The 14,392-nt window shown below is 48.3% G+C and carries 2 protein-coding genes; both read right to left on the reverse strand.

The window, feature by feature from the left end; genetic code table 11:
* On the reverse strand, positions 1–7,259 hold a 7,259-nt coding region (locus VIP81_RS16605; protein WP_331963187.1), incomplete at its 3' end, for a neuraminidase-like domain-containing protein.
* A gap of 83 nt (positions 7,260–7,342) precedes the next feature.
* Positions 7,343–14,374 (reverse strand): toxin TcdB middle/N-terminal domain-containing protein, encoded by a 7,032-nt coding sequence (locus VIP81_RS16610; protein WP_331963190.1) that lies wholly within the window; start codon positions 14,372–14,374, stop codon positions 7,343–7,345.
* Between the last annotated feature and the right edge of the window lie 18 nt (positions 14,375–14,392).

Here is a 14,392-nt window from a genome sequence, read left to right on the forward strand (position 1 = left end):
TCTTCACTGTTCCGTATCTTGTATAGCCTGTCGTCAATGGTATCCCAGTAAGACAACAATTGCTCGTTGGCAGGTATACAGAAGTAAAGCGAAGACACCGTGTTATGCGGAGTAGGTAATTCTGCACCCTTATGTGGCAACACATTCAGGTCGGGCAACAGGTTTTCCAGGTCTACCATGGCGTTGCTGAAAGCATCCAGTTTCACTTCCAGCTGATTGTAGGTTTCATCGGGAACCGGCACTGCAGGCGGAATGATCATTGGCTTTGGTCCAAGCAGCTTATCTGCCAGGATATATAACTGAGTAGCCTGTACGAGCGATTCCATGGTATTTTGCATAAACAGGTTATCACCCCAGGCGATCAGGTTATCCAGGTATTTCATGAGCAGCGCCTTTTGATAAGCCAGCGGCCGGGTACGTGCTACTTCATGTGGCATAAACGGATTTTCCCGCCAGCTCTCTACTGCGTTAACCAGGTCCTTATAGATGGTGCCGGTAGGATCACTTGCGATATCATTCATGATGGTATCGATACGTTGGTCCACGTAATCAAAAAATTCATGGAAAGGCTTGGTGATCCAATACTTCTGCGGCGCACTACCGCCTGCACCTCCAATCGGATTAAAGATGTAATGATACCATTTCCTTGCTTCTTCAAACCGCTGATTCTGACTTAACTGGTTGCCGATAAAGAAAGGCAGGTGATAAAATAATTCCCAGTTGTAGGAAGAATAACTTCCGTCTGCATCAAAATCGATATTTTCTACCGGGTAAGGTTTTGCTACCGGCGATTGTGGTTGGTAGGTAGCATCAAATTTAAAGGCGTTCTCTTTCGACTGTACTTCATATGTCATGATAGCCGGCAATCCTCCTTTGTACACCGTACTCTTGATGTAACATACCAATGGGTGATAGAAATTGCGGAACATCAGCTGCGGCTTGTGCTTCCTATAAAAATCCCATTCCGCTGTAAGCCTTATATATTCGGTATCTGCATACAGTTGCTGCAACATTTTATTGAAGTCATGCGCCGGATCTGCTATCAGGATTTTTATATATTTCACCACCAACGCAATCAGGTCAGTAACAAATTTATAAATATCACTGAAGGTGCGTTCATTGTTGCCATCTTCCTCGAAGAAGCCAGGTATGATTACATATTCCCTCGATCCATCCGCATAAAAGAAAGGCATAAAACTAGCCATTGGCATCACCAATTTCCTTTGACTACCAAACTCAGTACTGCTGGGGTAGTCCGTCTTCGCCGCCATCACTTCCAATGCCACATAAATCCAGTCGATCAAGGAGAACTCATGTGGATACGTGATCCGGAAGATGCCGGGCGTCGCGTTGAGAATCGTATCAAATTTGTAAGGACTTAATATGCTCCTCATCGACAGTGTATCAAATGACCTGCTATCGTTTTCGCGGTACTGCATCTGCAGGAATTTGGTATCCAGAAAGTCCGGGATAAAATCGAGGTAAGGAAGCGATTTTCCACCCCAGTAAGCTACCTCAGGATAACCTTTACATCCGGTAAGATTGAACATGCCGATGGCATGGTTATCGAAGGTGCAAAGAATACCATAACCCACCGCTCCCATGTCGAAGTCCAGCATGCGGAAGGTATCTTTCACCGGATTAAGGTCATAGTAATAACTGGTGTGCAATACATCCTGAGAAGTCCGTTTAGGTTGCCATACCCCGTTGATACATTCACTGGTGGCCAGTTGTATCTTATACCGTTTCAACGGCGCTGGTGGCGCCTGGTTGATAGGTGTACTTGGGATAGACACACTCTGACCTTGCTGTATTTCTTCAGTGGGCAGATGCCAGGCCAGGAACAGACGATTGTTGAGCATGTACGCCAGCAAATGATCCCCGGAAATGTCCACATCTACTTTGGTCCATGGCTCCCACTTACGTTCTTTCACGCCGGTGCGGTAGTAATAGGTACTACCTCCCCGCACCCGTGCCACCACGTGCATGGTATAGGTACTTACATCGTAGTAGCAGGCCCGTACATCCAGACTGGCCACATCGTCCAGTTTTTCGAGGTAATGTATGGCGGCGGTTTCTACGTTTTGGTCTGTAATTTCATTCTGCTGCAGCTCTGAGATCAGGTCTGCGAAGAAATAGGATTGGTCGGTACGTAACTCGGGCTGTATCCAGTTTTCCGGGTACAGGAAAATTTTCCGGTTGGCCACCCATACCTGGAAATTCTTCATCCAGATCCATTGGCTCCAGCCATCATCATTCGTTACATCTGCAATAGCATTGGGTTCCAGTGCCATCAGGCAACGTTGTATAAACAGTTGCAATATGCCATGCGCCATAACGATACGGGAACTTGGCTGCCCCGGCTGCATCATGACGTCCATCAGGAAATAATCGTACAAGTCATTGGACCCATTCAGGTCAGGATTAGCCGCCAGCAGGTAGGCAACGAGTGCATCTCTTTTCCGTGGGCGCAGCGCATCTTCCACTGGTTGAATAACGTTGAGCCATTGCTTGTCATCGTATTTATTACGCAGCGCCTGCGTAAGCAGATCCGCCTCTACTTCCGTGAGCACAGGAATAATAAACTGTGTGGCTGTTGATACCGGTACCCCCAGCAGCCGTAACGCCGCCGTAGCAGCTCCCAGTCGCAGATAGGTAGCAGGCAGCTTAAAATCTGCCGGATACGTATAGCCGTACCAGGTAGTAAGGCCGTTTACGTCTGTAGCATCCCAACCGGTGAACAATGTGAGCGTCTGGAAAGTATCTGCCTGTGAAGCGCCCGATGCCACCTGTCCCCATACATCTGTCCACGATAATACCACAGTGGCATCCACCGGACTTTGTACCGTTCCATCATTTTGCATCATCAGCAGCGCTTCCTGCCATTTTACCCATTTACCAAAATCAGCTGCCGGCACATCACCCGCATACCGAAGTGTATCAGGTTCCAGCCAGCCCATGGTAGCGTTGTTTTGCAGGAACCATTGCAGGTCTTTCGCAGCAATACTGATCTTACTAAGATAGCTGACCATCAACTTCAGCAAGCGGATAGCTCTGTATTGTGCATCAAATGCAGCCGGTGTGATGGCCGGCGGAACTGGCGGTGTATTGACGGCATCAATTAACGAATCGTCCGATAGTATGTCTCCCAACAATGCAACAGGGCCAGGGAATTTCAGTGACCCATATTGCAGCAGTACCGATGTGATCACATCTGTGGTACCAAAAGTACCTTGAACGGCATCGTACAACGCCGTTTGTTTAGCCGCATGGAAAAGGTAAATAGAGATAGGCGTGCCCAATGAGGCTATCAGCGCATTCTGAGCAGCAGGAATACCGGGATCACCCGGCAGCAATGCCAGGAGCGCAGTAATTTTAGCCTGGATATCAAGCGTACTAAAATACCCGCCCAGGCTGGCATCTACGTATGCCTCCGGCGTGAGCGTATCTGCGAAAGTACCACCGATGATAGCCATGATCTTATCCACCACGGCAGCAGTCAGGCCGGGCAACAGGTTCATTTGCTGCTTAACACCGTTCTTGTTTTCATCAGGAGACAATGCGGCGTTAAATTCCGGCCGGGTAGTATTGAATGCCTTCTGATACGCCGTCTGCAGAGCGGTCAACCAGGTGGTGATAGTAGCATCCTGCATAGCCAGCAAGCCAGTTGGATCAATATTTTGCAGGAACCATTGCAAATCGTTTACAGTGAAACCTGTCGTTTGCAAAAACCGTACACTGCTCACAAACGCACTGGTATCGGCGGGTGTGGTTAATAACGGTAAAGCAGAAAGGGTACTGAAGGTAAACATTTCCGGCAGCTTCAATCCCAGCAGGTTGGCCAGCAAAGCATGACGATACAAGAAAGCCAGGTTGTCGCGTGTTAGCGTAATATCTGCCGGGTTTAACTGACCAATGAGAAAAGTAATATCATCTTCTTTCGCCTTCAGGCTTAATTTCAGTGTAGTAAGATGTGCATTTAACGTATCCCGGGTGCCTACCGGCAACAGTTCATTCGCCGTGATATTTTTAATCGTAAATGCTTCATCTATCGGATTGGTCGCGATCCTGTTCAGGTACACGGAGGTATATAAATCCACTGGTAGCTGTCCGTAAAAAGACAAAGCCTGTTCGAGGGTAATACCGAGACTTTTTTGCAGTTTGAAAAGCGCTGCTATCACCACCAATGTGGCATCATTGAGTTGCTGATTACCCAATGCGGTATACATGATAATGCTATTCAGATTATCCATGCTGACCCCTGCTTTCCTGTACAGCCGCAGGAAACGGTGGATCCGATCCAATGCCGCTTCATCCAGGTTGGCAATTATTTTTTTGGCAGTATCGCAGGTATTATCCAGGTGCTGAATAAAGAGGGTGTTGCCTGGATTAATGAAAGACTGATTCAACAATTGTTGCAGATCCACATAACTCAATCCGCTTTTCTTTAAAAACACATCTACCTCCTGCACCGTAGCCAGTAATGGAAGCGCACCTGTGCTCCAGAATATCGCCTGTCCGGCGGTAGTGGTATCGGCGGTAACGATCAACGTTCTTTCGGCTGGTGATATTTTAAGGTACACGGCTGCTTTGGAAGGCGCATCCGGACCGGCGGCATTACCCAAGGTATCCATCAGATCAGCCCGTTCAACGCCTACTATTTCCAGCAGGCTATTGCCTCTTTCCTGGTAGATATCAAAAGGGAGTCCGAAAGAAATATGTGACAGCGAGAGCGTATCATAGGCATCACTATTTACATATTCCGGCGCAGCATTCAGTTCCGTTGCGCTCAGGTGCGTTTGCCGTAGCTGTCTTACCCGCCATCCTGTGCCTTCTGCGGATATTTTGGTGGTACTTTTTACATCCCGCAATAGGTAAGTATCAACACCGGCAGCGGAATATTTCGGATACAGCAAAGCCTCATCCGTCACATTCTTCACATCATTATCCGTAAGTCCCTGCAACAGATGGGCACTGATTTTTCCTGCTACCATATCGACAGTAAAAGTGTTATCGAGTAATATGCCTAAATCAGGACTCACCGCATCTTCCAATACTTCACATACCAGGTCGATATAAGGAATGGGCGTATTGGCATTATCACAATTCAGGTCGATATCACCGATGTCTGGCCGTCTGGCAAACAGTATATCTTTCGCGGTTTTTGTGCCATTGGACAGTAAGCGATTTTTCAGGAACTGCAATACATCTGCCAGGTAAGCAGCCGGGCCGTATACCGATCTGCAATCCATGCATTCGCAAAGATCTATTTCCTGGAACAGGCTTTTCAGGTTAGGAAAATCTTTCGATACCTGTTCTATTTTCAGCGACAATGCTTCTCCATTAAATGCTTTAAGTTTACCTGCTCCGGCATATTCTTTCAGCTCTGCACCGAGCGTCATGGCGGCGGTATGAATATTCTCCGCTTTCTGATAAACCGCCGTCGCTTCCTTTTCGGTGAAAGTCTGGTCCTTACTGTACCTGGCAACGAATTGCTTCTGCCCCAGTCCTACAATATGATAAGCGGCTGTTAGCTGATCTGCTTGTAATTTTCTGGCCTTATTGTAATCAGGAGTAAGCTTGTACAGTCTTTGCAGGGAACGCAGTTGAGCTTTGGTGTCGTCAGACAGCCGCGTATTCTTCAGCTGTGCATCAATAGATTTACCGCCGAGATCTATCTCCGGCAATTTTTTCAGCTGATCTGTTGCAGCCGGTTGATCTCTTTTAAAATCAGCCATGAAGGCTACATGCGGATACTTTTTCCGGAACCGGCCTTCCAGTATCGTAGCATGCATATGCAATGCATCTTTACTGGCAGTCATGCTGGTTCTTAGCTGCTCATTGGGAAGACGATTCAGCATCTCTTTCCACTCATCGGTAGATAGCGCTGCCAGTTGTGATACGTCTTTTTCTGTTTTTATATTGGCTGCTGCTTTTACATGCTTTATCAGGGTTTCATCGGTGCCAAGTAAACTGGCGATATTAATATCTATCGCTGCGCCTTTTGCTGCTTTGGCATTGATAAAGGGATTGGCCGCCACCAGATTGTTCAGCAATTCTGGTAGATTACCAGATGCATTTTTACTGATCATTTCCACCAGCTTTTTGTACGAGCCGTCTTTGATACTACCTACAATCAGATTCGCCAACTGCTGTGGTCTTTCTTCTTCTATATATTTCTTTGCTTCTTCCTGTAAACCCAGCAACTGACGCAGCAAACCGGGCAACGCTTTACTGATATCAGGGATGATATGCGCAGCGATGGCGTCTGTAATAGCGGCCTTGATGGTATCGGCATCTATCAGGACTGTTTCATACACCAATGCTTTCACATCCGAAGAAATGTTGATGCTCACGCGTGTGCTCAACCATTGCTGGGGATCATTCTTCAGCAAGGTACCCTCCCTGAACAGGCCGTAGAAGAAAGCAGCATCAAACTGGAACTGTTGCCGGATTTTATAGGACAGCGCGAGGTATTCGATGTGATTATAATCAATACCGGTTTCCCTGTTAAGGAAAGTAACATCCGGGTGTTCCTTTGTTTCTTCCAGGGTATCCAGTGTTATTTTGCCTGTTACGGGAGATAATATCTGCAGATATTTTTCGTATTCACTAAGCGTGCGGCCGGCACTTTCTTTCAGGTGAATATCGATATTCACTCTACTGGGTGCATTGAATACAATGTTATTGATATCAGTTTCAAACAACAGTTGCTTGTCTTTATATACCCGCATCAGCAGGTCTGCGCTGCCATATTCATTTTCTGCCACTTTTCGCTGGGAGTAGGGAATGCGGTATTCCCCTGCAGAGGTGGTGATGGCTTCTCCTAAAGCAGTTTCTGAGCGCAGGTCTTTGTCAAATGCCTTTACTGTAAGGCCGGAGGCCGGCGTATTATCGGGTTGAAAAACAGTACCCGTTACGATGCCGCTTTGTTCCTCTGCCTGCCCACCTTTTGTTTCTACTTCCAGTGCTATTTCTCCTGTTGTCTCCTGCACGTTCCAGCGTTTTGTATCGTGACTTCCGGTAAGTACCGTTTCTTCCTGCCAGATCCGGAAATAGATATGCGGATTATGCCGGAGTAATTCCTGCACCAAACCTTCATTGAAAGTCAGCATAAACCGGCCATTTTCGTCGGTCACGCCTTTGGCGAGCGGTACATTGATAAGTGCTTCTGTGCTCCAGGCCTCAATCCTTAATCCGGGGAGGGGATGGCCTGTTTGGGAACTTTTAATGTGCCCTTTGATCAGGTGTGTTTTCATTTTTTTTGGAATTAGAACAATGAAGATGGATTTACAGATTACCGTAGCAACCAGCAGGATGCTACGGTAACGACTATACGTTTTTATTGCTGTGCCTGTACACCACCTACCGTGGCGGCTGCAGGAGCAGCCACATTGGGCGTCAGGCTGAGAAATGGACTCAGGTAATTTGGATTGAATACCGTTGGCGTGGCGAGTCCGGTAACAGCCCATGGTTGTACCAGGCCCGTACTATGTGTACCCGCAAAACTCACAATATTGTTGTAATCTGCCGCGCCTACAAAGTTGGTGTAAGCGGTGATACTTCTTCCTGTTTCATTCGCCAGCGCCTGGACTGCCGCAGGGTCATGTGCTACGTTACACGCAAGTACTACGGCTCGTCCACCCGCAGTGCTTTGTATAGTAGGCGCCAGTTCTCCAACCGGCACCATGGTACCTGCTACATCCACCATTCCGGGTACGCCATGTGTACTTAATACCTGTACCCCTCTTGGCACTGTAGGCGCAAAGGTACTTGCCTGTCCTGCCAGCGCAGGATCGGGAGACAGCATCCGGTAAGATCCTCCGGAGAACCTGGAGATACCAAACCTGGCTACTCCCGTTCCCAGCTCTGCTACGTTCCCGATCAATGCACCTCTTTCCAGTCCCCGTTCACCGTCTACAGCTACGCCCACGGTACCACCTACCAATCCTCCGGGCGAACTGAGGGAAGACACCGTATTCAGTGCATGCCTCATTTCCTGATCCTGTGCGGCGGTAGTACCACCACTGTAGGAAACACCCAGTTGTACTGCACTGGCGGTAGTTACCGCAATACCTCCGGCAGTGGCCATCGCACCCGCTGCCAGCACCAGTAAAGGTGTGGCCGCACCGGCGGTAAAGATGGTCAGCAAACCGGCACCCAGCAATAACAAACCTCCCAGCAACGTGGCACCTCCGCGGCTCCAGAACGAACGTTCTCCTCCGCCACCACCACCGCTGCCTGTGCCACCGGGTGTGCCGCTGGCACTACCTCCAGCCGTTCCCTGTGGGCTACCGCCGGCACTGCCCTGTGGACTGCCACCAGGACTACCACCAGGTGAACCACCCGGTGAGCCTCCGGGAGATCCTCCAGGAGATCCGCCAGTCGAGCCTCCTGACGATGAACCGGAACCCGTGGAACCTGTTTGTGGCTGTGTATCCGGTGGAGGAGGCGCTCCACTGCCGCCCGAAGAACCACCTGTTGTCGGCGGTGTAGTACCCGAACCGGAGCTGGAGCCAGACCCACCGCTACTGGGGTGAGTGGCGCCTGAACTACGGGGACTGGTACTCCTTCCACGTGGCAACCGATAAAGGTTATCGTCGCCGAAATTCCATCTTCCACCAGTACCACTGGCATTCGGTTCCCAGGTAGGCATTGTCCGGAAGCCATAGCCCTGTCTTCTCAACACCCTCCTGATATCCGCCTCCGATTCACGACCCGTAGCCCGACCGGCAATTGTTACGCCGTCGGTACCGGTAGGATCATGTTTCATCACCGGATTATTGGAACAATAACGATACAAATTCACACCATCCACAAATCCCGCCGGATCACTGCTGGTCCAGCGTCCCAGCCAGGCCGCATAGTAGCGCGCACCAACATAGTAGAAGCCTGTTTCTTCATCTCTTTCTTTACCGCAGAAACGGTAACGTTTCATACTGAGGTCTGCACCGGGTTTGGAAATACGGTAAGCGGAAGTGCCAAAAGGATGGTACTCTTCATAGGAAATCACCTCGCCGGCAGCATTGGTTTCCATTACGGCCGAACCAAGAAGATTCCCATACTGATAACGTATCACCGGCACGTTCAGTGCCGAACCAGGATCACTACCTAATGTATCAATAGTTTTGGTATCTATCTGCGCTATAATACCGGCGTTATCGGCCACCCGTAAGGTATAGCGCTCAAAATCAGGCGCTCCCAAACCAGTGCTTTCACGGTAAATTTCCACAGCGCCGAAGTAAATACGTTCCAGTTTTTTTCCACCCATGCGCTCAATAATTTTCCGGCTACGCTGTCCTCCGGAACCATACACGTAATACGCATGACCACCGCCTCCCAAATTAACCGCACTTAACTGCGACTGGAAATTCCAGCTGATACTGCCTGCACCAGGCAAATGTGGCATGGAGGTCATACAACCTGCTGCATTATGCGCATAGGTACCAGAAAATACGCCTGGTGCATCCCCCGGCATACTCGTTGCCTTCAACCGGTTAGTCACATTAGAAGGATCATCCTCATATTCATAACGATAACGTTGTTGCCACGTGGCCCCGGTAGCGTTGTGTTTAAGCGATTGAATATTGCCGCAATCATCAAAAGCATATTGCTCTGTATATATCCGAACAGCGGTACTGTTATTCATTTCCGGTAATTGCGGAATGAATGAAATATCCGTATTGTTACGCTGCGTATCCATCGACAACCCGGCATGCTCCCTGCCACTGGCTTTCGTCAGTTGATAAATAGCATCGTATTCAAACAGGGACTCCGGATATACCACCGTATTCTTAAAAAAATGGGTTTGCTGAGCATCGTCCCTGACCTGGGTAATGTTGCCCACAGGATCATAGGTGAACGAAATATTTTGCAGGGCCTGCGGAGTAGTATCTGTGTCTTTCTGCAGTGTTAACAGATCCGTTAAACGGAAGGTCAGCGGATCATAGAAATATTTCGTTACCGTATCGTTCCCATATTGAGCCATTTGCCGTTGTCCTTTAGCATCATACTCCTGACTTTTCAGGAAAGGAATGAAAGCACCGGTACCGCCGATTTTCACATTCAGTGTGGCAATAAAATTGGCTTCGTTATAGATGGGCTGCACGATCGAATGGTCTGGCAAAGTGGCCATAACAGGGCGATTCAGCGCATCAAATGTTCCGGCCGAAGTGTAGGTGGCTGTTTCCAGTAATGGTTCTGCAGCCGTAATAATATCCGGGATCACGATGAGTCCCTTTAAAGGCGTCCAGTCTATCAGTTGTTTATAGTCTTTCGTCAGCCTTTTCTCTGCGTCCGTGGTGTTACCTTTAAAATCAATCTGATTAATGGTACTTACACCGCTCTGATCGTATACCTGGTATACCTTTCCTTTCATATTCAGTAATCTGGCCTGTGCATCGGGGAACAGGTCACCGTACACGATGCGTGCATACATCCATTCTGTAGTTCCTACTTTCAGGTAACTGCTCACTGGCCGGTCTAATGCATCGAACTCAAAACGATAATACTGACCAGCAGCATTCCACATTTTGTAAATGCGGCCCTGTACATCCTGGAATATCCACTTCTCTCCTTTTTCAGCGGTATTGGAATACATGGGTGCACCAGCCATATTACTTACACCATGACTAACGAGGCGTTTCAGCTGGTCGAACGACTTTGAATACCTGCCCATGGGGTCTGTTTCCACCCATACAGCAGTTGTTTTACCACCGCCATAATCTGATATCGTCATTAAAGGCCGGCCGATAGAGTCCGCATGAAAAGTAGCCGGGGTATGATTATGCCGGGCAGCCAACCAGGCAGCTCTTGTTTCCGGGTCGGCTGGTTCCGGGTCGGCCGGCAAAGGGCTGCCGCGGTCAATGTACCACTGACTGGCCATTACGTTATCATTTACATCGAAAGACGTAAAATACCAGGGATTAAATGCAATATTGGAAAAAGTGCCATTGGGGAATACTGTCTTTATTAACCGGCCGGTAGGATCATAATATCGTGTGGCCGTTGCGCCGGTTTCCACCAATTCACTTTCAGATTCGTAGTCAAAAGTGGTGCTGAAATAAGGTTCATATTTTTTCACCACGTTTCCCTTATTGTTATAAAACGTGCGACCGTTGCCGATCCAGCGTGGATTAGCATCTACTTCGTCTACTGTGTGGGTAACCGGATTCCATACTTTGGCTTTGCCGGGATTCACCTGATTTTTGGTCATGATTACACCACCGCTGCCATTGGAATAAGTGTAGCTCTCCTGCCACCGTGGATTGGAGGCACCATGTTGTTCTCTGCTGAAACTGTGTACGTAATTTGGTTTACCATTAGTGACCCAGTTAAACAGATCATACTCCATGCGGTTGGTTGGATCTGCCAGCGTATCTCCATCGCTACTGCCAGGCTTTCCCATGATGGCTACTTTAACAACAAACCCCAGTTCATCTGTTTCCACTGCAGAGCGGTTCCCGTTAGGATCGGTGAGCTGCCAGGGCTTCAGTACCCGGTAGTCATTATCGGCCATCACGGTATTACCAATAGCATCTGTACTGCTTTCTACGATGATACGCAGCGCATCATACTGTATATGATGTTCCCTTCCGAATACATCTTTGGTGCCGACAGGGATGTAAAAATCATCGGCCGGTGTAGCGGAAAAAAGATCTGTCCCCGAAGGCGCCCACCAATGTGCATCGGCTTCGGTATGAGTGTAGCCTGCATCTGCCAGCATCACCGGCGTTACTTCTGTATTATAATATTTGGTTACCAGGTTTTGTGTAAACGTGAGTTGATATTTTTTATGTACAAAACCCAGTGCTGAAAGTGTCCCCAATGCCAATGGCCCGGAGAGATCATCTTTCAGATAATAAATCCTTCCGTGCGCGGATAATCTTTTCTGAACACCCGCTGTAAACTCTTCTTCATATTGGATGACAGCGGCTCCCGGGATGCTTGCCAGATTTATTTTATGCAGATAAAAACCAGGCGGTTGAGAAATGCCGGCTATTTCATATGCCTTCGATTCGGATTGCTCACGGAGGCGATAGGTATCTACCCCTATCACATCTGTTGTATAAGCTGTTTCGTTGTAGGTAATATGCAGCTGTCGTTGTTCCTCCCATACTTTATCCGGGATATCATCTGGTGCTACTGGCCTGCTTAGCCGTGGATATACTATAGCAGCGGCTTTGGTGGTATATCCCAGGTCATCTGTTTCCAACACAAATGAATGTGCAATGCGCGGATCTGCCGGGTTTCTCTCGTAAGCATAAGTAATACTTTCCGATGGCAACAACAGGAAGGACGCATACCGGTTGCTGCCTTTGGGCTGTATCAGGCGTATTTCATTATTGGCCTGCATGGCGGTGTAAGGACACGATTCCTGCAAACTACCATCAAATGCATATACCTCTGTACGCAGATGTTGTCCTTTACAGGCCCGCAGTGCCTCATGAATTTCGTACGGCTGCAAACCTGCCGGCAATATAGGTTCCGGCATATCATAAGGGGTAATGGACCCATTAAAATATTCTGACGCACACTGGTGCAGCAAACGCTGATTGGCCAGGTAAGCACCGGTATGGAACCAGGAGATAGTAGTCACCGGAGGCTGGTGAAGATCTTCTTCTACCACATTCAGCGCAACGTTGAGTTTAAACTGACTGAATACTTCCGTATCATTTTGCTCTACCCGGGCAAATCCCCTGAATTCCTTTTCCGTAGCATCGTAATAGCCGTGGCGATAGCTGTAGGTATTGGTAAAAATGGTTTCCCTGATCTTATCGGTGGTTGTGACGCGGGAAATACAATGCACGGGAAATGGCAGCTTGGTGATCCAGGGAATCCCTTTCTGTTTATCTTCCAGATAATAGAAGGTAGAAGATTTGTATTCGATGGTCACTTCCTTGCCGCAATTATTTTTATAACTGATCAACAGCGCGGGTTGCTTACTCCCCATCAGATCAATATACTGCAACGGCTTGCTTGATAACGGAGACGCATATACGATAGCTGCGGTGCCGGCTCCCAGGAAATCCATGACGGAGATATGGGATCGGTTATCCACTGCCGGAAAAGCCGGGAGCACTTCCGGAGCAGCGGTCCATTCGTTACCATTTAAATTCATCCATACACTGAAATTATTTTTACCCAGGTAAATAATATCTGTGGTACCCGAACCATCAATATCGGCCAATCTTAAAAAGGCGGGGTTGAATTGATCGGGATGATCGAATACCGGCGCATGGTCCATGCTCACTTTCGCTCCAAAACGTCCGTAGCCGAGATTGGGCCAGTAGCAGATTTCGCCATTCCGGATGCGAACAATATCTGTCAGGGCATCTCCACTCATATCCGCCAGGAAAATACATTGCTCCTGGTCTGCAAAAACAATGGCCGGACCTTTCTCTTCGTCCGCTGCCTTCATCACTGTTTCGGGTACCTCAAAGCCTTTCTCCCCGGCTCCCTGGTACCAGCGAAACTGGTACTCATCGGTATAAAGCATATCAGGCATATGGTCTCCGGTAAGATCAATGAAACGCATGTTTTTTTCTTTCGGATAAAGCACCGGCTTTTGCTCAAAAAACCGCATGCCTTCCCAGCCGGCATCCTCTGTCAGTTTGAAAAAACCATTGTATTGTTTGTCTACCTCCACCAGGTATTTGATCCCATTTCCTTCCAGTTCCTGTATCATCACGCCTTTGTTGAGTCCTCTGTAAGAGGGCTTCGGCGCTACTGCCTGCGCGTGAGAAAACTGACCTTTGCCAAGATTGGATTTATAATACCAGCCGCCGCCCTGTTCAGTAAGTATCCCTGAAATGCCTTCACTGTAAAGATCTACCCACAGGTAGGTTTTATCATCTATGCCTACAGGGGCATGCACCGCGTTATCAGGACTCAGCGATTGTACACTGGTATTCCATTCATGAGATTGATATTGCAGCTCCAGTTCCGGGAAATGTTTTGTGCGGTAACGGTTGGTGCCGGCATCCCAGAGATGGCCGTTTTGACGGGCCCTTACGAGGAAAGAAAAGCCATTTACATGATCACCGTTGCCTGTGAGTGGAAGCGTGTCGTCATAAAACAGTTGCAGCGATTTTACCAGGCAGGGATTTACCGGCAACAAATCCGGAAAGCAGTGAAAGATCATCACCCGGTTGCACCTGCGGTAGGTGCGAATCTCAAAGCCAGAGCGATAAGAAGAAAAAGGATCTTTGCGGCAGGTCCATGCGTTTTTCTCCAGATCAATATCCTTCGGGATATCGACTGCGGTATCATGTTCACCGTAGTCAAAAATCACTTTGAAGAGAAACTCATTTTCTGCAGGTAGTGTATCGCCCGGATAATAGGCTTCCTGATTACCGTATAGTATTTTTTTGATGTATAACTGGGTACAGTG

The sequence above is a fragment of the Chitinophaga sp. genome (assembly GCF_036566945.1).
GTDB lineage: Bacteria > Bacteroidota > Bacteroidia > Chitinophagales > Chitinophagaceae > Chitinophaga.